This window comes from Candidatus Paceibacterota bacterium (genome assembly GCA_041661265.1).
GTDB lineage: Bacteria > Patescibacteriota > Minisyncoccia > JAHIHE01 > JAGLIN01 > JBAZUT01.
Window position 1 is genome coordinate 1 of the sequence record JBAZUT010000009.1, and the last position, 25187, is coordinate 25187.

A 25187-nucleotide genomic window follows, 5' to 3' on the forward strand; every position below is an offset into this window, starting at 1 on the left:
CATCGTAAATGAGACAAAAATAACCGAGTACTATTTGATAGATGAAAAAATAAATAAATCATTTTCTTCGATGGACACCCCGCCGGGAATCGCCGCGGTATATTCCAAACCCGGCAACAAAATTGACCATACAAAACCGATTGTCTATCTCAACGCAATCAACGATCCCGGAAACGTCGGCACGATCCTGAGGTCTGCTCTTGCGTTTGATCTGCAAAATATCGTGATCGACGAACGCTCGGCGGACGTCTATAATCCAAAAACCATCAGCGCCGCAAAAGACGCCATTTTCAAACTGAACATCGGATTTGATAAGGATAGAAAATTTCTTATTGATCTGAAAAAAATGTCCGCCCAAGGCGGACCAGCCTCGGGCTGGCCCATATTCACAACGCGGCTTGAGAAATCCAACGGGCTTGAAATTTTGAATAAGCAAAAACTGTTCTGCATTGTCCTTGGAAGCGAATCGCATGGCGTGGATGAAGCCATCAGAAAAATGAGTGATGATTTCATCAGGATCCCGATGAGTGCCAACATTGAGTCTCTCAACGTAGCCGCAAGCGCCGCAATAATTTTTCATGAAATTTATAATAATCGTAAAAACTGACATTAATTCTATTGTAAAAATGCGCTAAAAACCTTCGGAAGGGTATTTTAGCCCCTCCCCCCATTTGCCTAGAGGAGATTTGACAGGGTATTGACAAAAGCACTATAAAGTACTATAATACAATGTTCCTTTTAAAAAATAAAAGAGGAATAAAAATGAGGTGATGGAATGTTAAGAATGATATTAGAGCTAGGGTTGTTCATATTTGGAATCGCGTCGTTGATTGTTGGCATTAGTGCAACTGAAAAACACCACCGGTTAATAAAATTTGTGGGAATTATTATGGGAATCGCGGTGATATTTTTTTCAGGCGCCTTATATTCTCAAGGAACGGATGCCAGCGGCGATGTCAGCTTGCCTGACGGAATATATTACATGCATAGCGACTTTATCCAAAGTGATGATAATGTATATGTATTGTTGGCTCCGACGCCATCTACAGTTCCAAAGTATTATCACTTCCCAACAAACAAGATAAATCCGACAGAACAGCTAAAAGCCGGCGATACCGTGGAGATCATGGGAGGTACGATATCAAAATATAAGTAACTATATAAGCGTAGAACATACGCTTTTTTTATAAGATAATCCTGCTTGCCGTATTTGGAAAATGCAATAAGAATGTTTATACAACCGATATCTTATCGATCTCTCTAAAAAGGACAGACATTTCTCATGTTCCAAATTGATATCTCATTATCCGGGATGAGTTTTCTCCATCCGCACCCCTCTTCTTGTGTTGATTTTGGCATAGTTTTTGACATATGCCCTTAGTTTACCAGAAGATCAATATGTCTGTACACATTACCAAAAGGTATTGACATTTCTGTTCTTTTATGAGACTATACTCTGTTGTTTATACAACAGGAGAGATGATTATGTGGAATGAACTAGTTATAGCATTTATTCTTGTGAGCATAGCGGCATTTCTTTTTGCTCTTGCAAAAAAAGCCGCTGACGACTATGTGAATAATATATACGATCGGGATTCATTTGATTCGGTCGTCGCAGTTTTTTTCTTTGCAGTTGGACTGGCTTTTCTCGTTGTGGCATTCGGATATGCGAAAGAATATGCCATAATACCTTCCGCCATGTTCACAATTCTTGCGGTCTTAATGAAAAAATTCAAAAAAACTCCCTGATCACGGGAGTTCTTTCTTTATAGCAGATCGGAATCCGACAGATATCGCGAACGTTTTTCTGCATCGGACCCTATCGGAGAGAAAACTCTTAATCTGAGACTTTTCGCAGTTCTATATATTCCAGCTTTCCCTTGGAGGCTTTTTTGGAAAATTCCGAAGATGCATTGATCTTCAATTTCAGATCTTTCAATATGGAATTGTAATACCTTCTCTGATCCCCTTTTACAATGCTCATCAATATCCTTCCGTTCGGACGGAGTATGCGGGCCAGTTCTTCCAATATTTCTTTCCGGAATTCGTTCTCCATCCCATAGTGCATAAAAGTGTTTATGAAAATAGTGTCGACGGAATTATCGGGAAGTCCGGTCCGGTGAGCCGAAGCAAGAATAAAGTTTCCGGAATCGATCTGCTTATGATCAAGCCAGATATCCAATCCGCGTGCATCGGTTCCCGCTTCGCGCAGTTCATCCATAAACTTTCCCGCTCCCGTTCCAACATCAAGCGTCTGGCCCAAATTCTTATCCTTGACGAATTCCCTCAGCTGTTCGGGATTCCGGGTGCCAAAAAACCATCGAGCATCCCGGTTGGTCCGGTCAAAACCATTCTCTTTGATTTTCCCATCCGGCGTTCTGCGTTTAATATGAACAAACCCGCCCGGATCATATCCTTCTTTCTGAACCTCTATCTCTTCTCCGTCCGGATAGCGATACTTCAGCTTGTAACCGCTTTTCAACTCCTCGATCATCGGCGCCAAATGAGCTTCTTCTTTCGCATTATCTAAATCGGGCTCAGGCTCGGGTCCCACCTCTTCCCGGAACAGCTTCATGACATCTTTCAGTCTTTCTCCAAAAACCTCCCCGAAGCACTTTTCGAGGTCGGCCTCGCGCTTTCGTTCGGACAGAACACTCCAAAATTCTTTGAGCTTTTCTTTTCCGAATCTGTTTTCCAGGAACCGGCAAACGAGTCTTTCCCACTCCTCGACCGCAAAATCCCCCTCTTTGAAATCCTTTACGATCTCGTCATATGGGTCCTTGTCCCGCACTTGCTCCCTTGCTTTGTCTTCAACCATCTTCCTGTAATCGAAAAAATCCTTCGTATATTTTTCCCACATTTCCTGGTCGATGAACACGCATGCCATCTCCTGCGCCCATTTGTTTCCCGGCTCCCTGTAATCAACTTTGTTAAAAAAAGAATGGGCGTGGGTCAATTCGTGCGCTATGGTCGGATAGATGCTATATTTGTAGTTTTTCCTCGAACGTATCTCGAACTCTTCGAATGTGATTTCATTTTCTTCGAGATATTTCCGGACCTTCGGATCATCCGGGTCCGATTTCAGCGTCATGAACTTGCCTATATGATACTTGTCGCTTTTCTCGTCATAAATGCAATACATATCGTCTTCGATGACACCCTTTTCGAATTTATCCGGAAAACCGGCCTTAAGATATTCTTCATACTCTTTTCTATCGCTATAGACCCGAAAATCATATGCTGACGTATTTTCGTTCTCGCCCAGATATTTTTCGATCTCGCTGTTTATCTTTTGCACTTCAGCCGAAAATTCTTCCTTATCCATTACCCCGTCCAGTCCTTTATCAAAATAGACCTCACCGATATTAAGTTCTTTCTCGGGATATTTTCTTTGTTCGGGATTGCCGGTATCCGCATCCTCATCCGGCAAATCGCCGGAAGTCCTGTCGTTAAAGGCCTGTATAAAATTTCTTTCATTCATTTCCATATTTGATCGGTTTATGCTCTTATTCTCTGCTTAGTATATCAAAATATCGCTCCATTGGCGACAAATGGACATTTATTAAAAAAAGAGAGTTTTTTTGCTCTCAATTCAGAAGTCACACATACGACCTGTTGATCTCGCTCTTACGAGCTTCTTTCTGCTTTGCTCGAATTTCTCTGCCCATATCTATTTTTCTTGGAGAATCCGCCGGCTCATTCATGCAAAGCTCAAGCTCCTTTTCAGTGAGATCGGCCATCATCTCGGCATATGTTTGGTCCCGCTCTTCCAGAGTGTGGTCGCAATAAGCGCGGCCGCATATCGGACACAAGCTCATATTCTCTGCCTCCGAAATTAATATTAATCTGAATTGTCTCTTTGTCAACAATTAAAAAGTCCGGTCACAAACGGATTTTGAAACAATAAAAATGCTTTGCACCTTGAAGCTTCCTGATGAGGAAGCGAAAAAGTGGACCGTACCGGACTGTCACTGCTCGTCCCGAGGACTCGGGACTGCGTTCGATGTGGCTTCGCGACAATATATCCGCCCTCCTTCGCCCAGGGCGGCGGGGCTTCACTTCGGCTCGGGCGAGGCGGAATTCCCTCACACCCCCCCCCCTTCCGCCTTGCCCGCGCTTTGAACGCCGACAGAATTTGTGCCAGCGTTACCTGGCGCTCCGTCCTTTTCTATTTATATTTCAATACCAAAGACCCAATCCTTTTTTTATAAATATTGCATATTTATAACGGCTGCTATTTTCACACTCAATCTTAATTGTTACAGTAATGTCTTTTATATTAAATTCAATTTCAGATGTATTAACTTCTTTTAAGAAATGTTTGCAAAATGAATTCCAATTTAACAAAGGATTGACCGGTATATTTTTATCCTTAACAAATCTCTCGATGTCAGCTTTTAATTTTTTGAAATTAAATATATCATTTACATATTTTTTAATATTGCTAAGAATTTCTTTGTTCGATTTACCTAAAATTAAATTGGGTGATAATAAAGATGATATAAATTCAGTTGATGATTTTCTATCTAATTTAGGGTGAACTATCCAGTTGCAGTATACATACAGCGTTTCGTATTTTGAAGTTAGATTTTCATTATCAATAATCTTGCGAGCGGTAATCAGAAAATATATAACCTCTTGCCCGCTATTAAATAGCGAATTATTTGGCATATTTGTTCTTAAATTATCCAACAATACTTGTTTATCCATAAATAGACTTTATTTCCCCGATTCAGTCCGATTACCTTGTTTGCACAACATTTGACAATTACTTAATACGGTTTTTCCGCCTTCATGTCACGGTTTTATATGGTCGGCTTCCATTTCTTCTGTTTCAAAATGTTCTTTGCATTTTTTACTTGACTTGCCTTGTGTAAGTATTTATTTGATGATTTATTTTTCATAAGCTATTTGCTTTAGGTGTAATAACTAAAAATTATTTGAACGCATTTGCAAAAACAGTGACAGGATTGCTTCTGGAAGATATTTTTGCGGATTTGGATTGTGCCAAATTTTATAATCAAACATCTGCTCTTCGTACATCCCCCCTAAAATCATCAGGGAGCTGACTTTAGAATTTTCGCAAAGATTTAAATACATCTCTGGTGTATTTTGCATTTCCAAAATTGGACTCATAAAAAGCGGCGGCCGCATAGTATCCTCATCTGCAAGAACCACAATGTTATGCGCGTTATCTAAAAATTTATTGCGGGCTCTCGTTAAAGCTCGATCTATTTTGATTTCATCATCATCGCCAGAAAGCACACCACCACGCCTTGCTTTCTCATACTCTTCTGGCCTAAAACCTTTCACTTCCACATATATAGTTCCCCCATTTAGCTCACAGGCAAAATCAACATCCTTCTTAGAAACAGTCTTTTTATCTATCTCAATCACGGAGATACCAAGCTTATTATTAAAAATGATAATCGCGCGCATTTCGCTTATAGTCTGCCAGTAACTTGGGACATTTTTCAGCTTTGATTCAAAAACTTCCCTAAACTTGTCGGGAATGAGACTAAGTAGTTTCTCCTCTAGCACTACATTATTTTTTAAGTAATTATTTCCTGCCATAATTTACTTCATTAAATCATCAAGCGAAACACCGAGAGTTTTGACAATTTTACTTAACCCCAAGCAAGTCCGTAAATTAATCAAAAAAGTGAATCAACCAATTTTTCAGCTTCTCTATCCATCGCATTATCATCATGATTGTCGATATGAGAAGCTACGCACAAAAACGCAACTGTTGCTCCCCGAACGGCAAACCAGACTCTCGGGAATTGATTGGGACGTAAATTTTTGACTGCCAGTTCTATTTTCCAAATTGCAAAGCTTTCAAAACACTTGATCCTATGCAGCTTTGCCGGGGCGATGACCTGCCTTGGGTTTACTGGATCAAAATGGACTTCGCAGATTCGCTTGAATGACTCAATGCCGGGATCAAAAAAAAGGAAACCGCCGTTTCAAATTGGCGGATTCTTTCTCAAAACGAGGATGAAAAACAAAATTAAGCATTTTCTTCCATGTTAGTTCCGCGATAAAAAGCCAGCTCATAAGCAATCTCCTGATTGGGAGCTGTACCGATATATGGCGCTTCTGCGTGCGTCAGATCCTCCAGTTGTTTTCCTGATAAGTGGCCATATTTCAAAATAACCCTATCTAATATTTCATGTTCTTCCTTTGAAAAATTTCTTTCAATTTTCCTTCTGGCTTTGTAAATTTCCGTCGGGTTGAAATCAGCCCTCTCTTTTTCTTGTTTTATATCAATCTCTTTTCCATTCATATCAGCAAGCACTTTTTCCATGGTTATAGGAAATGGCCCCATGGGCAACGCCTTATAAACATCGCCGGTCAATGATTTATTGAATTTTTCAAAATAATCAAAATCGACGAAATATAACAATTTCGCTAGTTTTTTCTTACCTTTTATCTCGCCGCCAAGCTTTTCCGCAAGATATAAGATAATCTCCTTATATTTTTTTTCGTTGATTTTTGCCATGTCTTTTCATTTACTAAATTCTATAAATATTATACCACAATAATAATCCAAAGTAAAGTAATTTCTGTGGACCCAAGGAGAGTCGAACTCCTGACTTCGCAATGCCATTGCGATATTTTACCACTGAACTATGGGCCCTTATGAAACATTTTTGGCATTTCCATTAATTCTAAATGCAAGTCAGCAGACAGATAATCAATTCTGCAAACTCCCTTGTAATTCTTTTTTTCCGATTTTTTCCCTATTGTTCGCGGGTCAATTCTTGCTCTATAGAATTGCGACGACGGAACTTTCGTGACCCTGGACCACAGATTTTCCAATTCAATTATATTCTGATCGGCTCTGCATTGAAGAGTACACCGAAATTTGTTTTCATTGATATTATAGCAAAATCTCAACAAGCGCAAGAAAAGACTGATAATAAATGGGTCCGAATTACCAAACAACACTGTACCCCGCTTACGACTCTTGCCTCCTTCTCCCAAATACAGCATTGATAGTGCAACCCTGGCGATGTCCTTGTTTTTCAATGCATTCGCAAGCCGCTTATTCCGCTGCGTGACCGATTCCAAATACTTTCTTCTATTGTTTCTATTTACGACCAATGCGATTTTACGACCAATGCGTGCATTCCTCACAACCATACTTTTCACTCTCTTGTGATATTCTTCCGACATACCGATATTTCTACACCAATTTGAAAGTGTGCTTTTAGGGATCATAATTTTCAGAGATTTTTGAATCTCTTTATATGTTTTCCCTTTTTTTCTCAGATCGATAGCTTTATCTTTTGTGGTTTGCATTTTCATATCTTTATTGTACCACCGCGCTTATCAATGTGCAAACTACATAGAAAACCACATCGCCCTCACTGATTATTACAGCCATCTGCCATCTCTGTTCTACCAACTGCGCTAACGGCCCAAATCAACTTATAACGTGTAACTCATAACCCACACCGCCAACTAAACACGACTAAGCACCTTGAATTTTAAGCTATAAGTTATATGCCACACGTTACACGAAGTTATCTTACCAAAATCTGAAAAAAACACAAGCCTTGCGATCAATTAAAAAAGTAAGCCGAAATTAATTCGACTTATAGTTCTTTATTGCCTGCATTTCATCCATCCCAAGCTCCCTGTGATCTTCAAAGGTTCCATCCCCTTTTCCGTATAGGACCTCCCATGAACCATCCACGTAACTGGTCTTATAGATGACATCATGCTTTCCATCCTTATTCAGATCAAAAACGATCGTTGAAGCTTTTTCAATTTTCCTTCTCGTTATTTCCTTTGAAAAAGAACCGCCAGATCCGTCCATCGTTATATAGATCACATCGATAGCTGAGTCATACTGAGTTATTATAGTATCGTTCAAACCGTCATTGTTCATGTCCTCCCTTACAATATAGGGCGGACCGTTGATACATCCTGCCGTCAAAGCAGCGATCGCTATGACAGTCAAAACCAATATCCATTTATTCATTCTCTTACCTCCTTTATTCAAGTAACCGGTACTTTGCCTAAACTGCATTATACGCTTATTTATCATTATTGTCAACACATCGGGATTATCTGTATTATATGGATTTAAAAAAGCAGTGATGATCCATCAAACTGCTCATATTATATTTATTACCAGCTGCTTTCGATCCCGATGTCCTCCCTGCACCATTTCCCATCGAACTTGATGAGTTTTGCGGCTCTGTATGCCAGCGCGCGAGCTTCTTCTTTCGTGTTCGCTATGGCCGTCACCGACAGCACGCGTTTCCCTTTGAATGTATAGAGGTCATTCAGCCGTTCGGTGCCGGAATGATTTACATAGACTCCGGAGATCTTTTCGGCCTCTTCGATCCCGCTTATTATGATCTTTTCTTTCTTTGCATCTTTGACTTTCGCGGGATAGCCCTCGGAAGCGAGCACCAGACATACCGCATACTTTTTCTTCCAGTCTATTTCGACCTCGGATAGCTTTCCTGCAATGCACACTTCGACGATCTTCAGAAAGCTTGTTCCAAGAAGCGCCATCGCGACCTGCGCCTCAGGATCTCCCAGCCTGACGTTATATTCAAGGACCATCGGTCCTTTTTTTGTCATCATCAGTCCGAAATAAAGACAGCCCGCATAAGGCATGTTCCGGTCTTTCAAGCCCTGCATGGTCGGAATGACGATCTCCTGTTTGATCCTCTTGAAAAGGTCATCGCTCACCCAGGTCAGCGGTCCGATGGCTCCCATTCCTCCGGTGTTCGGACCTTTATCATTGTCATGAGCGCGCTTGTGATCCTGTATCAAAGGGAACATTTTGAACGTGCGACCGTCATAGAACACCATGAGCGACAATTCGCGCCCCGAAAGAAGTTTCTCTATAAGGACGATATTTCCCGCACAGCCGAATTCTTGCTTCACCATTATCCTGTATAACGCGGATTCGATCTCTCTTCTTGTCTTGCAGACGAAAACTCCTTTTCCGGAAGCCAGGCCATTCGCCTTCACGACGCCCTTTTTCAGATTATTCTTCCTGACATATTCCATCGCATCTTCATAGCCTTGGAACATTTCATATTCCGCGGTCGGGATCCCGTACTCTTCCATGAAAAGTTTCCCGAAAAGTTTGTCCGCTTCAAGCTGAGTGGCGAATTTCCCCGGACCGAATATCGGAATTCTTTCGTGTTTGAACCGGTCCACTATCCCCTGGTTGAGGATCGTTTCCGGCCCCACGATCGTCACATGGACATTGTTCCTGGCAAACCTCGCAAGTTCGTCCAAATTCGCAAGATCTATCGGCACATTTATCCCGATCTTCTTTGTTCCCGCATTTCCGGGGATTGCATAAACCTTGTGCCCCTCACGAACCAGCCTGTTCACCATCGCATCTTCACGCCCGCCGTTTCCCAAAACCAATACTCTCTGTTTCATAAGACATCTGCCTCCTTTTTCCTGTTTTCAATGTTCGATCGATTGGTTAGTCGTAAATTATTTAACTTCCCCCGATCAATGTATTCAGTTTAGTTTTTATTTCCATTTTGTCAATATATAAAACTCGAAAAGAGGTCTGCACCTTGTCCGCAAGGTCAGACCTCTGAAATTATATTATAATGCCGGCAATCGACATCAACAGAGGATCCGACCTGTATAAATGCAAGATCTGCTCTCAATACGAGAATATATAAACATATCACGAAAAAAAGAGAAAGCCTTTTCCGGCTTTCTTGTATTTTAGGATATTCTCCTTTTTTCTTTGTTTTCTTTTTCTCGTTCGATCCTCGCAAATCCGCAATTCTTTTCATTGTGCATTTCTCTTCTTTCTTTTTCTCCCTCTCCGGTCATGCTGCTCATTTTGTTTTCCTCCTTCTTTAAATTTGTTTCAAAAACAAAAAAACTCCCTGTAAGATATTATAGAGAGACTTCTTCGTCTTTTTGACACTTCATTGTGCCGCTTATGAAGATATTTTACACCCGCCTCCGATCTGAGTCAATACCGAATAAAAAAAGAGCAGACAAGTTTGTCTACTTCTGTGTGATGATCTGGGCTGATTTGTATACGCCGATATTGGCGTAATAGGCATTTCCCAATGTTTCTCCGCCGACACTTCCGATGGCTGTAGCATATCTAAATGCTGACCTGTCACTGTATCTGATGGAAAACGTTCCGTCATTGAATGTGTATTTGTAACTTCCTTTGCTAACCGGTCCGACGCCTGTGAATCTGACATCAATGTCTTTCAAAACTGCCGGTTCCTCCGTACACATGTATGTCACTGGGTCGCAAGTCTGAACTGTTACGTTCATTGCGGATATAAACATCTCCGCTTTATTCAATTTGTTTCTGTCAACTGATACGAACCCAACGCTCGAATCAATTGGTCCATAGCCATATGTGGATGAAATGTAGTTCCACCCCTCATCGTATGTCGAAGAACTGAAAGATACAAATGTTCCGTCATTCCCCCATGTTCCCGAAATGTAAGTGTCAGTCGTATTGCCATTCACAGTTTGCGTGAAAGACGCAATTGTATTGACTCCGTCATGCTTTACGATTACGGGCTTTGCCGCTTCTGCGCTCATGGTCAATGCAAACAAGACCATAAAGGCGACTATTACCTTATATATGTTGTTCATTTATTGTTCCTTCGCATACATACGTGTATGCTATGCCATCCTCAGTTTCTGAAGCCGATTCCCCTACTTCGGGAGATGGTTGTTTTGCGCTTTTTTTCACGCCTTATAAGGTTATCACAGATTTTGATATCTGTCAAGGGGACTGTAATCATTAAGCTATAATGTCCTCATAACTATTCATCTAAATGTCCAAATGGCAGAATATATTCGTCCTATGTCGTCATTCTGAGCGAAGCGAAGCGGAGTCGAAGAATCCCCATGTCTATGGCATTCTCATCGTCATAAAGGCTGGATCCTTCGCTCCATTCCATTACGCTCAGGATGACATCCGGGAATGAACATATCGCTGCATAATTAATTTGGACATTTTGCTGACTTGCAACGGGAGATTGAACCATATTTTGACGATAATTGTGAAACTACGAAAAAAAATACCGGCCATCATTTCACCGGTTTTTTATTATTTATAACGAATTTTCCGAAACAGCATCCTCCTTTTGCAACGCCCTTTTCGCAAGATAGCAGACCTTTGCATTCCCAATCTTTTATAAGTCGGAGCTTTATCCAGCAATAGAACATCTTCTCATCCGCCTCAGTCATAACAACCTCCATTGGCTCAATAATAGGTTTGTTGTGGAATAATGTCAACAACCGCTATTTTACTAAAAAATCGAGTCCCTGAAATAACTACCAGAGGTCCGACCTCCCGCTGGAGGTGCGGACCTCTTTCACAGGCAAACTTGTCGCGACAATACATGATCTTGAACACAAAAAAACCGCCCTCCGGCAGATAAAATAGTTTTCCATATTTTTTCATTTTGATCTTTGCATTTTTCATTTTTTCTGCGTCCCCGATAGGAATCGAACCTATATCTAGAGCTTAGGAGTCTCTTGTTCTATCCATTGAACTACGGGGACGGATATATATAATACTCATTTAATATAACAGTAATCCGGCATAAGTCAACATCAAACCCCGCAGCGAATCCCACTCCGCTGCCTTCCGGCACGTTTCATCGAATGCTGGCAGCGAAACAAGCATGCAGGTTCCGGCGCCGTAATAAAAAAGGATATCTTAATTGAATATCCCTGTCCAAGCTTTGTCCCAAAATCCTCTTGGGATGTATTTAAAGTTCAGAACTTTGCTTGTTTTTTTGAGCGCCGATTGCGACCCCCACTGATCAAATTTATCGCAGATCCCGCGCCTTTCGCCGATCTCATATTCCCATGAATTTAGCGTCCTATATATTTCGACCGCATATTTTGTACGCTCGTCACGCTGGTATTCGCTATTTTCCGCATTTGCAGACGTCATGATATCATCCGTGATCTTGATATATTCATCAGAATCTATATCGATGCTGGATTTATTTGACGCTTCCATACAAAGCCGGGGTTCTTCCTTTTTGTTTTTTTCGATAATATCCGCCAACCGCTCCTTGAAACGTTTCATGGAGAAGCCGAATATCTCAATGGTCATGGGGATCTGATTTGCATATCGTTCGAAGCTATATATATATATATATCATGGTGGCCTGTAATATCCAATCGCTCAAGCATAGCCTTCTCGATCATATCGTTCCATTGGGCTCCGCCTCCTTCGCTTCTTGCGATCACTGTGACGACTGCTTCAAGCGTGTCTCTTTCATTCTCATGGAATTTTCCATTGATAAGCTCATAGAGAGACATCCAGATCGCTTTTTCCGTGTGATATAGATTCACAGAATGCAATTTTTTTATTGCCACAAGCTCGGTTTCGTCCAATACTGATTTTTTCTCATTATCAAGCAATATTTCACGCAATTTTTCCATATTGCCCGGCGCAATCGCTGCCCTCTTTATGACTTCCGAGAACTGTTTTTCTTTAAAATGCGTCGGAATGCTTCCGACCATAGCCTCAGCCAAAAGATTCTCCTCATGCAGCTGTTTAAGCTCCGATACGGTCATGTTCACATAACATATACACTTTTCGTCTGACATACTTACCTCCGAATATAATGTACGATCCGCTTTGAACGTACAGCACAGTTACGCATAATGCAATTCCGATGTCAATAGTGGTGAAGATCTCGAACGATTGACATTTATTCTAAATCATGCTATGATGTTGAGTTGTAAATCCTACAACGCACTGAAAATATATGGATGTGAAACAACATGATTACGGTAACAGTATTGACAAAACGCAATCCTGAATTCAGGGAATACGAAGTGAACGAAAGAGTTTCAAATAGCGACAGATTGTTCAATGACATCTCCAGCGAACACAGCAAAGAAAGCCTTATCTGGATCGGTAATAACGGGAAGTCTATCGTGGAGGATTTATTTTCAACCGGCGGCATAGGCGATATCCTGATATTTTCCGAAAAAATATCGATCCAAAAGAAAAAGGAAGCAGACTGGTCAAAGATTGAAGAACAACTTATGGCCACTCTAGCGAAACTATACGGAGGGTCAAAGCTTTCATTCTGGACATGGCTTTCACGCGAGATTAACGCTTTGACGTCATAAAACAAAAATCGGAGGATAATTCTAATGATCGTCAATCAAGAAGAAATCGATAAGATCAAAGAGGAAATTAAAATATTTGAGAATGAAATAGAATGTCCAGAATGTGGCGGGAAGCAAAAAGTCATAAATGAAAGGTATTTAGTTTGTCACGACAAGATAACACCCTCTGGAACGATAAGACGCATATCAATGTTCAGATCTCACATGAAATGTTCATGTACAAAAATATATTTTATTTCAGCGGAAATAAATGATTCTATAATAGAAGAATTGGAAGATTCATATGCCCTAAATATGCTTTAGTATTGATAGGGATAAATGACAGCAGGAAATCATCTTGCTGTTTCTTTTTATCAAATGTCTTCTATGCTTGATGCTTTTCAAATAATATTAACATATGCTAGACTAATATCATGATAATCCCAAAAGAAGTAACAACCATTTTGAAAAAGCTTGAAAAGGCGGGCTTTGAGGCGTATATCGTAGGCGGATGCGTGCGCGATTTTTTGATTGACCGTGATCCGAACGATTGGGACGTGACCACAAACGCAAAACCCGAAGATATTCAAAGATTATTCCCACATAATTTCTATAACAACAAATTCGGCACGGTTACGGTTGTGGACGAAAAAGCGAAAAATGAGAACATGAAGAACATTGAGATAACAACCTACAGGATCGACCAGGGATACAGCGACAAAAGACATCCGGACGCGATCCTGTTCACCCCGAATCTGGAAGAAGATCTTGCCAGAAGAGATTTCACGATCAATGCGATGGCGTTGAAAGTCGAAAGTGGAAAGTCGAAAGTGGAAAGTCGAAAAGCAAAAAAATATGAGATTGTGGATCCGTTCGGCGGACAAGGAGATCTGAAAGACAAGATCATAAGGGCGGTCGGAGATGCTGACAAGAGATTCAATGAGGATGCTCTGCGCATGATGCGCGCTGTCCGATTCGCATCCCAGCTCGGATTCAAGATCGAAAAGAATACAGCCAACGCGATCAACAAGAACAGGGACCTCTTGAAATTCGTTTCATGCGAAAGGATACGCGATGAATTCTCGAAAATAATCCTGTCAGACAGGTCCTATGACGGCGTTGAACTCCTTCGCGAGACCGGACTTCTCAGATATGTCGTCCCCGAACTCGAAGCAGGGATCGGCGTGGGGCAGAACCGCCACCACATCTATACGATATATGAACACTCGGTCCTTTCTTTGAAACATTGCCCGAGCAAGAAACTCGAAGTGCGGATCGCGGCACTTCTTCATGACATCGCCAAACCGCAGACAAAAGCGGGATCGGGACCGGACGCGACTTTCTATAACCACGATTTTGTCGGCGCAAAATTCGCACGGAACATTATGACGCGCCTCAAATTTCCCAACGCCGTGATCGACAAAGTTTTTCTCCTCGTAAAAAACCACATGTTCTATTACAACACGGGAGAAGTCTCCGAAGCGGGAGTCCGCAGGCTCATCTCGAGAGTGGGAAAAGAGAATCTGAAAGATCTTATGGACCTCCGCATTGCCGACCGCCTCGGAAGCGGAGTCCCGAAAGCGAAACCATATAAATTACGCCATCTTGAATATCTGATCGAGAAAGTAAGCAAGGATCCGATCTCTCCGAAAATGCTCAAAGTGAACGGAAATGACATCATCAAAACCCTGAACGTCCCGCCGGGACCGAAGATCGGCGCAATCCTGAAAGTTCTTCTTTCCGAGATCATAGAAGACCCGGAAAGAAACACAAAGAAATATCTTGAGAAAAGAATGAAAGAGCTTTATGAACTGTCCGACGAAGAGATCAGAAAGAGCGAAAATATAATCCAGGAAAAGAAAGAAGAGGAAGACCTCAAAGACAAGAAGAAGTTCTGGGTGAAATGATCGAGATTGCCAAAAAGGAGCTAAGCTCCTTTTTAAATTATTTTCCGGAATATAAAGATTAATCCTCCGGTAGTGACAGGTCGCGACCTGTCACTACATATGATGTATTAAAAAAAACCGATCAGCTCTATTTCTTGATCGGCTTATATTTATCAGCATCGTTTTGTTTTGTTTCAAAAAAGATCGAAACGATAAGACCATTTGGACCCGCAGTAACCTCCCTATGAATTATCTTTATCTTTCTGTCATGTTCTTTGAACCAATCATTCACTTCTTTATCCAGCTCTTCAACATTATTACCCTTAAATGTCTTCATCTGTTCCATGATACACCTCTTTTTTCCGCTTCGATTCAAACAAGCGGATTCATGAAAAGATTTTGGCATACGGATACGCTTATGTCAACCCCGTGCGATTGCATATGCAAGAATGCGCCATCTGTCCGTATTACGAAAAAAATAACGATTAGCCTAATAGCCAATCGCTTTTTTGATTTTTATATATATCGCTCCATATGGAACAATTTCACTGGACAGGATAAGAACAGCTCCGATCCCGCCAACCGCCCCCAAAGCCTGCCATAAGGAATATTCCGAGCAACAACCGCTGATCGCGTTTCCCGCCATCTTGACCGCCACGATCATAAAGATCGGAGCTATCAGCAGCATGAAAACCGCATATATGGTTTTGCTGTTCTTCTTCACGATGATCTGCGCTTTTTCAGGCCGCAACATGCACGACAGCACGATACCTATGGCAACAATGCCGAATACCATCAATATGTCCTTCATGTCCAATCCTCCGGTCAGGATCCTGATCCCCACAACCGACACCAGAAAAGCCGGGAACAATATCATCACGGCAAGCTCTGATCTGCCAATTTCCCTTCCTGCAATTTTCAAATTATTACCTCCATATATGCATATTATAATACCGGATATTCAGAGTCAAGACGATACCTTTACAATAACAGCCAATATAATAGAATGATATAAAAGAAAAGGAGGCACGTTCTTTGCAAAACAGAATACCGAAAATAAAAAACACCGAATTGAAAATCGTTGCCTCTGCCGGCGCAGTGCACTATGGCAACGGATACTTTTTCAAGCCTATAAAGCTTGCGCAATTCAGCGCGGCAACGACAAAAACACTCACAAGACTGCCAAGAGCGGGAAATTTCAGATGGCATAAGCCATGGGAAACGATAAAGCCCATCGACGAACATGGAAATGTGGATTACATGAGTTATTCCGGGTTCGTGAACGCGGTGGGACTTTCCAACGTCGGAATTGAAAGATGGATCAGGAAATATTATCGTGATATAAAAACACCAGAAAAATTGATCGTTTCGATCGCCGCGGAAAACCTTGATGACCTTCTCGGCCTGATCAAATTCACCGATGCTCTTGATATTCTTGCGGTCGAACCCAACCTTACATGCCCGAACGACATTTTCTGTGTAGATCAGTGGATGACCGACGAAAAACTATTCATTGAAACCTTTGAGGCCATCTCTGAGAATTCCCGGCATCCGATCGTCCTGAAACTGAGTGCAAGGCAGAACTATGCCAGCATTGCCGAGAAGCTGAAAGACAAAGTTTCCGCCGTGAGCATAAACAGCGTTCCATGGGATATCATTTTTCCGGACAGAATTTCCCCGCTCGAACGTTTCGGCGGAGGAGGCGTCTCCGGAAGAACCGCAAAAGCTTTCACATGGGGAATGGCGCTTTCCATCTCGCGCGTCGCGGACATTCCGGTGATCGTTCCCGGCATATGGGAAGTGAATGACCTTGAAAGAATAAAAAAGATGGACAGATGGAATCTCGTCCCAAGCATCGGCTCGGGCTCGATCCCTCCGCCATTTCTGAAACCGCTAAAAATAATAAAACGGGCCTTGAGGCCCCTCTGATCTGAAAAACATTTCAGATTTTTTTTGCTTAGGCCGGCAATCCTTAAACTTAGTTTTAGGAATTTCCTAAAACTAAGTTTAAGGATTATTTCTGAAACTGGATACTGATGGACAGATTTTATTAAGAACACATTCTATGCAATTCGGCTTCCTGGCAAAGCAAACATTCCTTCCATGCATGATGAGCAGGTTTGAAACTTTCCCCCAATCTTCTTTCGGTGTTATTTTCATGAGATCCTTTTCAACTTTCTCCGCATTTGAATTTTGGGAAAGCCCCAGTCTCAATGAAAGCCTCAGCACATGAGTGTCCACTGCGATCCCTTCGACCTTGCCATATGCTTCGGTCAGAACTATATTCGCCGTTTTTCTTGCAACTCCGGGAAGCGTGACCAACTCTTCCATTGTATCCGGAACCTTGGAACCGAATTTCTCGAAGATCATTTTTGCGCTGTTGATTATGTTCTTTGCCTTATTCCTATAAAATCCCGTGGACCTTATGTCTTTTTCAAACTCTCCGACGTCCGCCCCGACATAGTCCGCAACATTCTTATATTTTTTGAAAAGTTCTTTGGTCACCAGATTCACGCGCTTATCCGTACATTGCGCAGAAAGTATAGTCGCCACCAGAAGTTCATGGGGCGTCTTGAAATCCAAAGCGGTTTTGGGATCCCCATAAACCCCGTTCAACAACATCATTATTTTTTTTATCTGGTTGTTATTTTTAACCATAATGATCCTTAAGTTTATATAACCCGATAGTGACGGCTATTTCGTATCCTTCACCAAGTTTACGATAAAATCATGAAGAAGCCCGTTGGAATATATGACTGAATTGGATTCCCTGGACAGCTCATTCCCGAATATATCGCTTGTTCTTCCTCCGGATTCTTCGACGATAAGTTTGTGCGCGATAAAATCCCAATATTGCGCGGAGTTGGAAACATAGCCGACCGCCTTCGTGCTTCCGAGCAATCCCGCTTCCTGCGCATTGCTGAACTTGTCCACCTGCCTGAAGAATGGAACGGTTTTATTAAAGATCCTCCCGGTCCATAATCTTTTCTCGAGGCTCTTTCCGGAACACAGGAGCAGAACTCCGTCTTTCGCTTCAGCGATCCTGCTCACGCTCATCCTTTTTTTGATCTTCAATCTGCGATTGATATGAAACGCCCCGGCGCCCTTCTTCGCATAATAAAGATCGTCCGCATACGGATAATAATTGAATCCGAAGACCGGCTCGCCTTTTTTCACCAATGCAAGATTGATGCCGAAATGAGGGATCCTTGCTTCAAAGTTAATTGTTCCCGCAATCGAATCAACGACCCACAAATGATCAGAGCCGGACAGCTTATCATAGTCCGACTCCTCAAACATTATGCCATGATCCGGAAAACTATCCGATATCACTTTTTTGATATTACGTGCGGAAAGCCTGTCTGCTTCAGTTTCGATGTCATTTTCGTTCTTGGTCTCCACTTTCATCGCAACCGTTGAATCACTCAATAATATTTTCATCAATAGTTTCCCCGAAGATTCAAGAGATCTGACTGCGACTTTGAATATTTTGTTATCCTCGGTGTTTCGATCCATAAAACGATAAATAAATATTTGGCGATAAGCTTGCCGCTCTTTCAAAGCATGCCTTGGCCTTGAATAGTGCTTGCACTACGAATCCGCCACCTGGCGGAGAAGTAGTGGACCTGGCGAGAATCCCTGTCCGCCTTGGGTGTAGGCTCATGTCCCTGCCTGCCGGCCCGCTTCGCCGAAAGCTGACAGCGAGGCGAGCAGGCAGGTCTGCAATTTGCCCCGTTAGATATACACTAAAGTAGTGGACCTGGCGAGAATCGGACTCGCGTCTCCGCAATGCGAATGCGATGTATTACCACTGTACTACAGGCCCGCGATCATTCTAACATACTAACATTTTAACATTTAAACAAATAACCGCCATACGACACAGATTCGTTAGCATATTGTCATATTAAAATGCTAATATGCTTAAATGTCAGCATGTCGTTATATTACCAAAAAATAGAAAAAACACAAGATGCTCCACCGCATAAATCCCGAATACCGGTCAAAAAGACAAAAAATTAGAAATGAACTAAATTCATTTCTAATTAAACACAACAGATTAATTGACTTTCCTATATGCCTCTTTCCGAATCTTGCACTTTCTTAACTCCCTTTATGCTAGTCATCGTCGCATTAATATGTTCAGATACCAAATCATGAATCTCTTTTTCGCCCTCCGCAACCCCGGCTTCATCGATCTCGCCCTTATGATACCTTTCCATTAATAGATCTATTTTATCGCCTATGATCTTCCGGCTTGCATTCCCAAAATTTTCCATCATATATTCCGTCTTTTCATTATTTTCATCTATGATAGACCTTGGCATTTTTTCTTCTGGCATTTTTTCCATTGGATTCATTTGTTTTATTTAATTGATTACATGTATATTATAGCACAAAATAACCGCTTATGCAAGAGACAAAATGACCGGTGTAATGAAGCTTTCGACGAATGCGGCCACAAAAAGAAGAGGAACGACCAGCAGTATGAAATATTTAACCGCATCATATAATTCATCGATAATGCTGACATTTTTTCTCCGGACTTTCGCCATTACCGTCGAACCTATTTTCATTCCCATGGATGAAGCGATAATAGCCGCGGGGATCTCGAATATTCCGTGAGGCACGATCCCAAGTATAAAATACAAAAAAGAAGCTTTCTTCACGACCAGGACCATAAAAACTCCGATTATGACTCCGTTTGCAATGATCATTGTGACGGCAGAAATTCCGAATACCAAAGACTCGATCAATGCATAAAACAGCGCCGTTACATTGTTTTTAAACAAAAAAGAAAAAAGTTCGAATCTTGAAAGATCCATTCCGCCGGAAAGAGCATCCGCCGCCCAGTCGATCACCGCCTGCGTTTCCTTCTCGTGATATGCAGCGACATAGACTCCGACCACCACCGAAAGAATGAGCAGCCGGACGCTAAACCTGATATAACCCTTCAGAGTACGAAGATAATCGAATATTGGACCGTTCATTTCGATAGTAGCAAATGCTTAATATCCATATTATACCCTTTTCATACAATTGCGTCACTCACATCTATTACACGATCATTGACATTTCGCCGGATTTCCGTTAATATCGACATGCAATTGATCATTGTACAAACGGAGGAATTATGGAAACAAAAACCGGCCACTATTGGCAAGATTTGAATTTTGCGCTATTTGAAGCGCTTAGCGGCATGAAAAGATCTCCCACCATTAATCAGAAAAGGGACCTGGCGTCATTCATGATGCATGTATTGGATGAAGAAAATGGGATACCTGTCGCCGATCTGAAATTCAGAACCAATTTCAATGACAAAAAGTTTTTAACGTTGAAGGAAGTTCTCACTGATGCAGGACTAATATCCGAGATCAGCTCCGGGACGCCATACGGAGACGGTGAAATTGCGAGCATCAAACCCACAGACAAGATCAGACGCTTCACGAGAGAGATCTATCACGCCTCCAACGGCAACGGCAAATGCAACTGCCCGAAGAAGAATGTTATGAATATACCGAAAGATGCGATCGTCAGCCAAAGAGATATGGTGTCCGTGATCACAATCCCGGATCGGAAAGAAATTCAGAAGAAGAATCCGGTCATTGTAAAGCCTGCTTCCGGAAGAAAGAGGATAGAAGTCCAGAAACAAAACATCGAACCTATTCCAAAAAAGAAGCCGGACAAAGAGCTTGCCTATCTCGTCATCGTAAACAAAGCGCATATAAACGAGATCCGCGAACATTTGACGGACAAGGGCGATACGGGTATGGACTTGAAAACATTATTCGAAAAATGGAAGATCCCCTACTCGCAAGCCTCAATCGACAGACTGAAAATGTATCTGGGGATCAACAAAGTAGACTTCGTTCTTGAAGGAATGTTTCCGAAAATAAAATTGCTTGGAAAATCTGAATGAAATAAACATTGACGACATCGATCGTCATTTTTTTTATTTGCCGGCAGAAGATAAAATAATATTATCAACAAGCTCCTTTTGACACATGAAGCGCAATAACCGATAATCAGAATAAAGGGAGTTGATAGCATGAAAATAGCAATAGAGGCCGAAAAGCTCTTTTCCACAAATCTCCGGAATGTTTATGCCTGCCTGAAGGACAGTCCATGCGCCGCAAGAGATATTGTTTCGAAAGCCTGCAAAAAGGGCATGTCCTTCCCTCACCCCAGAGAAGATGTCCGGAAGTCCCTGGCCATTCTTGAAATCACGGGCATTGCGGACAAAAAGGTCTCCGGTTTGTCGCACTTCTTTGAATTATCCGAAAATGCCGCGATAGATCCCGAGAATATCTATGAGATAACAAGAGGCGTAAGCAGAGCCCTGGATGAACTGGGATCCGACTGGACGGAAATGCCTGTTGAAGATCTCCGCCATGCACTGGCGGATCTCCGTGATAAAGATTTTCACGAGATCATGGACCTTCTGGCGAAGAAAAGGAAAATAAGAATAGAGAACGGAAGGGTGATAAAGAACATAACCACATATACATATAAAAAAACAAGCGACTGAACACAGTTGCTTTTTTATTCGGTACGCTTCCCGGAACAAGAACAAGGATTTGAGGAGATAAGGAAAGAAAGATCTATATCTCCGAATATCGCTCAATACGCGGAGCATCTTCCTTTCCTTACATGGCTATAGACCTTTATCGGCTTTTGTTTGTTTTATAGGAGGTTCCTAAAAAAGAGTGCCGATTTTGTTAAGGCCTAATCCGAATCCGCTTTCTTTGAATTGAATTCCGATCAAGCCTTACCTTGAAAATGAGATATTAACAAAAAAAACATACCCCTCGTATGCTTCATTCAATCAATGATAAACCGTAGTTCATATTAATATATTTTAGCTGCCCTGAGTATAGCACACCCCAATTATGGAGTCAATAAAGTTTTAGCCTCAAAGTTTTACACCGCACTTTTGCCTATTTTCTCGCTACGCAAACCTTCCTGACCGGATCGCAACCCTTTCTGTTTTTTATGGAAGAACTCAGAGCGCAGTCCTTTGGCGTCGGATATTGTCTCTCCCAGGCCGGTCCATATAACCTGTTTATAATAGCCCAGACGCACCCGCTGCTGTCGGATACCCTCGCCAGATTCGGCATCGCGCCCATGGCTCCCGATTCATCCGTCGTGGCAAAAAAATAATATTGGCAATCCGTATCCGCATTGCACCTGACAATATATTCGCTGCCGGCAAGTCCGCTGCTGCCGGTCGTATCGGACGCGGCTCCTCCGCCATCTGTCTCCCGGGCATTTTTTGTTTCATTGCCGGCAAGATATATTGAATAGCCGACCAGAGAAAGCGCCATGAGAAACAGATAGATCGCGAATATCTTATTACGGAACGACTGCTCGCCGGCCCTTGCTTTGTTTTTCTCAAAATACCGCTTTTCTTCATAGAATCGCTTCTCTTCCGCACTGGTTGAGAATTTCTGAGGCTTATTGAAATTCCTTTTATCTGTCATCATGGTGTTCGAATTGAATGAACCGGCACTCAACGGAGTCATCCTGAAACTTCGATAACTTTGCTGATTCAGCATATTCTTGATCTTAAGTTTCTTTGACAGAGCGGCATTCACCATTGCCGAATCGCGCACTCCCGCCCTCAGTTTTATCTGGCTCCCCCCCACTCTTTCCAGCATAAAATCATCGCCGGCATATTTTTTCAAAAAAGATCCATAGAGAGGCTTTGCAACGCTGTATGGGCAATAGCTTGTGAGTTCGTTCCAAAGATATTTATGACTGCGTTGATTTCTGATATTTTCTACGGTCACACCCTCATTATCGATCTTATATTTTTCCAACACCGCACCGCCGCCGGATGCTGAACTTTCGTCGCGCGACATCTTGCCTATCAAAATAAAAACGAAGACAAGAATAAGAATAGCGATGCCGGGAGATACGAAAAACATTATTATCATGACAAAATAAACGCTTTCAATCGTCTGCGAATACTGTTTATTCTTCTCGGCTGCATAATTCAAACTCCACTCAAAAGGCGCGATCTGTTTTTCCATATTCTTTGTTAAAATAGTATCTTACACATATTTTAACACCAATAACCCGTCGAGTCCACTTGCATATATTGACATTTACCCTTTTTCTCTATAGAATGCATAGAACATGTTTTGAGCCGAGATATCGTCATTTGCTCGGATCCATGCTCAAAAAACTGTATATGGAGGTTTTATTATGGATCATTTATGGAGAATCGAGGTCGTTGATGGAAAATTGGCGGACGCATCAGCCGATGCGATAATAATGACCATCGATCCGAACAGGATGTTCTTTCGAAAGATCGACCGTGATATCCGACGTTCGCAAAAAGGACAAGGCGGCGCATATTATACGCAACTTCCGATCAAGGGGATCGAGAACCTGGGCACATTTATCGCAAAAAGCGATTATGAGATCAGGGTCGAATCCGATAAATACAACCTTGACGCCTGTATTTGTCCCTCATGCAGGAACTACGGCAAATTCCCGGAAAACAACAGACAAAAATTGCTATGTTCGCCGGAAACGGAAAGGTCCAGTTGCATAATCGCATCCTCGGATTGCATATGCCGTAAGTGTCCGATCCACAGAAGATCATATCTTCGCAAGGAACTCTATTGCAGAGCAGAAATAGCAAAGCCAAAAAGCGAAATAAAATATCCCGACATAATTTTTGTGTCGGATAGATACATTTCCAGGCTTTCCGACATCGTAATCAGCGGACTTTCAGCTGCCGACAGTGCGGGATTCAGACATATTGCGTTTCCGCCGTTTCGCCACGACATTATATGGAGAGAGATAGAGAACAGCAACAGCGAAAAGAGCCGGGAGATCGCAGCCGGACTGAATCGATATTTTCTGGATCACCCGGATTCAAAGATCGAATCAATAGAGATAATCGTCGATGACGATTCCGTTGTCTTTACAGAGCTGATCCTTGAGATCGAAAAACACAAAATATTAAAAAGAGTGTTGAAAAAAGAAAAATACAGCATTGCCAAGGCCTTCAAGAATTTATTTAAGAAAAACGCAGTATCCTAAAAACAAGGATACTGCTATTTTATTTAACATTATCATTGCCGTATTATTGACATGGACAATATTTTATGTTACACTCTGCCGTTGCCCAAAATATATGATCTATGGCGACACAAAGGAGGATATCATGGAACCAGATGAAAAAACCGAGAAAACCGATTTAACAAATGTAATATTATTCGTAGCGGGAGCGATCATATCGAACATTGCAATATTCGTGAACTTAGAAGGAGCACCTTCAACCGCTATGCGTGATTCGTTTACGCTGTTTGCGGGATCAAGCGGAATGTTCCTCGTCTTCATCATCAGAGTTACTGTGCATAGGCAAAGAATGAAACATACATCAGTCACATTACTGCGCTGGATCTTTATGGTCCTCTCATTTGGACTTATAGCGGCAGGTTACTATCTGCTAAGCGAGAAAATTAACATGATCCTGGCGGCAAACTTCGCATGGTTCGCAGCCATATTGATGATGACTGCAGCATTCTTAGCTCATTACGAAGCGAGACAAAAAACAACAGGAGGCAATAATGAAAACAATTAGTGGAAAAGAAGCAAGCCAAATATTATGCAAAAATGGCTTTATAGGTGAAGAATATTATGTCATAGGACAAATCCTGATACCGGAGAATTTCAGAGGACACGGAGCAGAGATCTATTGCTCGAATTCCGGCATACTGGTCAAGTGCCACCTGAAACACTTGGCGATCCTACAAGGAGTAACTGCGGTCTTGGAGATCGCTGACAATTCGTTTGTGGAAAAAATAACGGTCAATGGAAGCGTGGAGGCCTTGATCTTCAGTCAAAGTGAGAAGGGATCATCTCCCGGAAGAGTAAAGGAGCTGCTGGTCGGATCGGGTCTTCTCCAGGCATATGACTACACTGGCATGGGAATCCTTTCGGTATGCAATGGCGGAGCGATCGACTCAGTTCGCATTCAGAAGAATGCGCATTTAACCAGCGCAATAGTTGAGAACCTGCTTCTCGCGCAACAACTCCAGATGCAAGGAATAAAAACATACATAAGCCAGGAAAACATCAAAAAAGGCATGAAAAAGATGATGCTTGGCTGAATAAAAACAAGAGTGATCACGGAATCGATCCGCACATCACTCTTTTTTCATATCTGCTAAT

33 protein-coding genes, 3 tRNA genes and 1 pseudogene are annotated in these 25187 nt (G+C 42.0%); 12 read left to right on the top strand and 25 right to left on the bottom strand.

All coding sequences use genetic code 11. The annotated features are described in order from the left end of the window. The 3 genes from WC788_06585 to WC788_06595 all read left to right on the top strand — a co-directional run. The coding region (locus tag WC788_06585; protein ID MFA6097267.1) for an RNA methyltransferase at positions 1–607 on the top strand (607 nt) is incomplete at its 5' end. Between the two features lie 168 nt (positions 608–775). After that, a complete protein-coding gene (locus WC788_06590; protein MFA6097268.1) occupies positions 776–1156 on the top strand; it encodes a hypothetical protein in 381 nt (126 codons plus the stop codon). A 329-nt stretch (positions 1157–1485) separates the two neighbouring features. Continuing rightward, positions 1486–1749, top strand: coding sequence for a hypothetical protein (locus tag WC788_06595; protein MFA6097269.1), 264 nt, complete (start codon positions 1486–1488; stop codon positions 1747–1749). Between the two features lie 88 nt (positions 1750–1837). Here the strand turns inward: WC788_06595 and WC788_06600 are convergent, their stop codons facing one another. From WC788_06600 to WC788_06680, 17 genes and pseudogenes are all read right to left on the bottom strand, one after another. After that, positions 1838–3487 (bottom strand): class I SAM-dependent methyltransferase, encoded by a 1650-nt coding sequence (locus WC788_06600; protein ID MFA6097270.1) that lies wholly within the window; start codon positions 3485–3487, stop codon positions 1838–1840. Positions 3488–3599: 112 nt separating this feature from the next. Beyond that, entirely contained in the window at positions 3600–3818 is a 219-nt protein-coding gene (locus tag WC788_06605) for a hypothetical protein (protein ID MFA6097271.1), read from the bottom strand. A 361-nt stretch (positions 3819–4179) separates the two neighbouring features. Beyond that, a complete protein-coding gene (locus WC788_06610) occupies positions 4180–4710 on the bottom strand; it encodes a hypothetical protein (protein ID MFA6097272.1) in 531 nt (176 codons plus the stop codon). Positions 4711–4719: 9 nt separating this feature from the next. Beyond that, positions 4720–4851: pseudogene (locus WC788_06615) on the bottom strand (HNH endonuclease signature motif containing protein). Positions 4852–4929: 78 nt separating this feature from the next. Next, the gene (locus tag WC788_06620) at positions 4930–5574 is read right to left on the bottom strand and encodes a hypothetical protein (protein MFA6097273.1); all 645 of its coding nucleotides are present in this window, start codon (positions 5572–5574) and stop codon (positions 4930–4932) included. A gap of 436 nt (positions 5575–6010) precedes the next feature. Next, positions 6011–6502 (bottom strand): Panacea domain-containing protein, encoded by a 492-nt coding sequence (locus WC788_06625; protein MFA6097274.1) that lies wholly within the window; start codon positions 6500–6502, stop codon positions 6011–6013. 67 nt (positions 6503–6569) lie between these two features. Further along, positions 6570–6640: transfer RNA gene (locus WC788_06630), tRNA-Ala, on the bottom strand. Next, complete coding sequence (locus WC788_06635; GenBank protein ID MFA6097275.1) at positions 6631–7311, bottom strand: hypothetical protein; 681 nt, start codon at positions 7309–7311, stop codon at positions 6631–6633. The genes WC788_06630 and WC788_06635 overlap by 10 nt, the downstream gene beginning before the upstream one ends. Positions 7312–7591: 280 nt before the next feature. Then, complete coding sequence (locus WC788_06640; protein MFA6097276.1) at positions 7592–7990, bottom strand: VCBS repeat-containing protein; 399 nt, start codon at positions 7988–7990, stop codon at positions 7592–7594. 149 nt (positions 7991–8139) lie between these two features. Further along, positions 8140–9420, bottom strand: coding sequence for a phosphoribosylamine--glycine ligase (gene purD / locus WC788_06645; GenBank protein ID MFA6097277.1), 1281 nt, complete (start codon positions 9418–9420; stop codon positions 8140–8142). 591 nt (positions 9421–10011) lie between these two features. Continuing rightward, positions 10012–10623: a hypothetical protein gene (locus WC788_06650; protein MFA6097278.1), complete on the bottom strand. Its 612-nt coding sequence runs from the start codon at positions 10621–10623 to the stop codon at positions 10012–10014. Positions 10624–10835: 212 nt separating this feature from the next. Beyond that, entirely contained in the window at positions 10836–11021 is a 186-nt protein-coding gene (locus WC788_06655; protein ID MFA6097279.1) for a hypothetical protein, read from the bottom strand. Between the two features lie 43 nt (positions 11022–11064). Beyond that, on the bottom strand, positions 11065–11223 hold the full coding sequence (locus WC788_06660) for a hypothetical protein (protein MFA6097280.1): 159 nt from the start codon (positions 11221–11223) through the stop codon (positions 11065–11067). Between the two features lie 16 nt (positions 11224–11239). Next, positions 11240–11461 carry a hypothetical protein gene (locus WC788_06665; GenBank protein ID MFA6097281.1) on the bottom strand — a complete coding sequence of 74 codons (222 nt, stop codon included), beginning with the start codon at positions 11459–11461 and terminating at the stop codon, positions 11240–11242. Positions 11462–11469: 8 nt separating this feature from the next. Then, positions 11470–11541, bottom strand: a tRNA-Arg gene (locus tag WC788_06670). Positions 11542–11698: 157 nt separating this feature from the next. After that, positions 11699–12103: a hypothetical protein gene (locus tag WC788_06675; protein ID MFA6097282.1), complete on the bottom strand. Its 405-nt coding sequence runs from the start codon at positions 12101–12103 to the stop codon at positions 11699–11701. After that, entirely contained in the window at positions 12100–12603 is a 504-nt protein-coding gene (locus tag WC788_06680) for a hypothetical protein (GenBank protein ID MFA6097283.1), read from the bottom strand. The genes WC788_06675 and WC788_06680 overlap by 4 nt, the downstream gene beginning before the upstream one ends. A gap of 177 nt (positions 12604–12780) precedes the next feature. Here WC788_06680 and WC788_06685 point away from each other — a divergent pair, with 177 nt between their 5' ends. From WC788_06685 to WC788_06695, 3 genes are all read left to right on the top strand, one after another. Beyond that, on the top strand, positions 12781–13134 hold the full coding sequence (locus WC788_06685) for a NifU N-terminal domain-containing protein (GenBank protein ID MFA6097284.1): 354 nt from the start codon (positions 12781–12783) through the stop codon (positions 13132–13134). 24 nt (positions 13135–13158) lie between these two features. Next, the gene (locus tag WC788_06690; GenBank protein ID MFA6097285.1) at positions 13159–13437 is read left to right on the top strand and encodes a hypothetical protein; all 279 of its coding nucleotides are present in this window, start codon (positions 13159–13161) and stop codon (positions 13435–13437) included. A gap of 110 nt (positions 13438–13547) precedes the next feature. Next, complete coding sequence (locus WC788_06695; GenBank protein MFA6097286.1) at positions 13548–15020, top strand: HD domain-containing protein; 1473 nt, start codon at positions 13548–13550, stop codon at positions 15018–15020. Positions 15021–15147: 127 nt separating this feature from the next. On the opposite strand, the gene WC788_06700 is transcribed toward WC788_06695, so the two are convergent. Both WC788_06700 and WC788_06705 read right to left on the bottom strand, forming a co-directional pair. Continuing rightward, a complete protein-coding gene (locus WC788_06700) occupies positions 15148–15345 on the bottom strand; it encodes a hypothetical protein (protein ID MFA6097287.1) in 198 nt (65 codons plus the stop codon). Between the two features lie 144 nt (positions 15346–15489). Next, positions 15490–15921 (bottom strand): hypothetical protein, encoded by a 432-nt coding sequence (locus tag WC788_06705; GenBank protein ID MFA6097288.1) that lies wholly within the window; start codon positions 15919–15921, stop codon positions 15490–15492. A gap of 113 nt (positions 15922–16034) precedes the next feature. On the opposite strand from WC788_06705, the gene WC788_06710 reads away from it, so the two are divergent. Beyond that, the gene (locus tag WC788_06710) at positions 16035–16928 is read left to right on the top strand and encodes a hypothetical protein (protein MFA6097289.1); all 894 of its coding nucleotides are present in this window, start codon (positions 16035–16037) and stop codon (positions 16926–16928) included. A gap of 78 nt (positions 16929–17006) precedes the next feature. Here WC788_06710 and nth read toward each other — a convergent pair whose 3' ends face one another. The 5 genes from nth to WC788_06735 form a co-directional block, all read right to left on the bottom strand. Continuing rightward, positions 17007–17657: an endonuclease III gene (nth, locus tag WC788_06715; protein MFA6097290.1), complete on the bottom strand. Its 651-nt coding sequence runs from the start codon at positions 17655–17657 to the stop codon at positions 17007–17009. Between the two features lie 36 nt (positions 17658–17693). Then, positions 17694–18515, bottom strand: coding sequence for an inositol monophosphatase (locus tag WC788_06720; protein MFA6097291.1), 822 nt, complete (start codon positions 18513–18515; stop codon positions 17694–17696). Positions 18516–18754: 239 nt separating this feature from the next. Beyond that, positions 18755–18825, bottom strand: a tRNA-Ala gene (locus tag WC788_06725). Positions 18826–19072: 247 nt separating this feature from the next. Continuing rightward, on the bottom strand, positions 19073–19360 hold the full coding sequence (locus WC788_06730) for a hypothetical protein (GenBank protein ID MFA6097292.1): 288 nt from the start codon (positions 19358–19360) through the stop codon (positions 19073–19075). A gap of 48 nt (positions 19361–19408) precedes the next feature. After that, complete coding sequence (locus tag WC788_06735) at positions 19409–19990, bottom strand: stage II sporulation protein M (protein ID MFA6097293.1); 582 nt, start codon at positions 19988–19990, stop codon at positions 19409–19411. Positions 19991–20133: 143 nt separating this feature from the next. On the opposite strand from WC788_06735, the gene WC788_06740 reads away from it, so the two are divergent. After that, a complete protein-coding gene (locus tag WC788_06740; protein MFA6097294.1) occupies positions 20134–20919 on the top strand; it encodes a hypothetical protein in 786 nt (261 codons plus the stop codon). A 129-nt stretch (positions 20920–21048) separates the two neighbouring features. Beyond that, positions 21049–21528 (top strand): hypothetical protein, encoded by a 480-nt coding sequence (locus WC788_06745; protein MFA6097295.1) that lies wholly within the window; start codon positions 21049–21051, stop codon positions 21526–21528. Positions 21529–21937: 409 nt separating this feature from the next. On the opposite strand, the gene WC788_06750 is transcribed toward WC788_06745, so the two are convergent. After that, positions 21938–23032 carry a hypothetical protein gene (locus tag WC788_06750; GenBank protein ID MFA6097296.1) on the bottom strand — a complete coding sequence of 365 codons (1095 nt, stop codon included), beginning with the start codon at positions 23030–23032 and terminating at the stop codon, positions 21938–21940. Between the two features lie 175 nt (positions 23033–23207). Here WC788_06750 and WC788_06755 point away from each other — a divergent pair, with 175 nt between their 5' ends. The 3 genes from WC788_06755 (at position 23208) to WC788_06765 (ending at position 25126) form a co-directional block, all read left to right on the top strand. After that, complete coding sequence (locus WC788_06755; protein MFA6097297.1) at positions 23208–24053, top strand: DUF2769 domain-containing protein; 846 nt, start codon at positions 23208–23210, stop codon at positions 24051–24053. Between the two features lie 124 nt (positions 24054–24177). After that, positions 24178–24597, top strand: coding sequence for a hypothetical protein (locus WC788_06760; GenBank protein ID MFA6097298.1), 420 nt, complete (start codon positions 24178–24180; stop codon positions 24595–24597). After that, positions 24584–25126 (top strand): hypothetical protein, encoded by a 543-nt coding sequence (locus WC788_06765; protein MFA6097299.1) that lies wholly within the window; start codon positions 24584–24586, stop codon positions 25124–25126. The genes WC788_06760 and WC788_06765 overlap by 14 nt, the downstream gene beginning before the upstream one ends. The last annotated feature ends 61 nt before the right edge of the window (positions 25127–25187 follow it).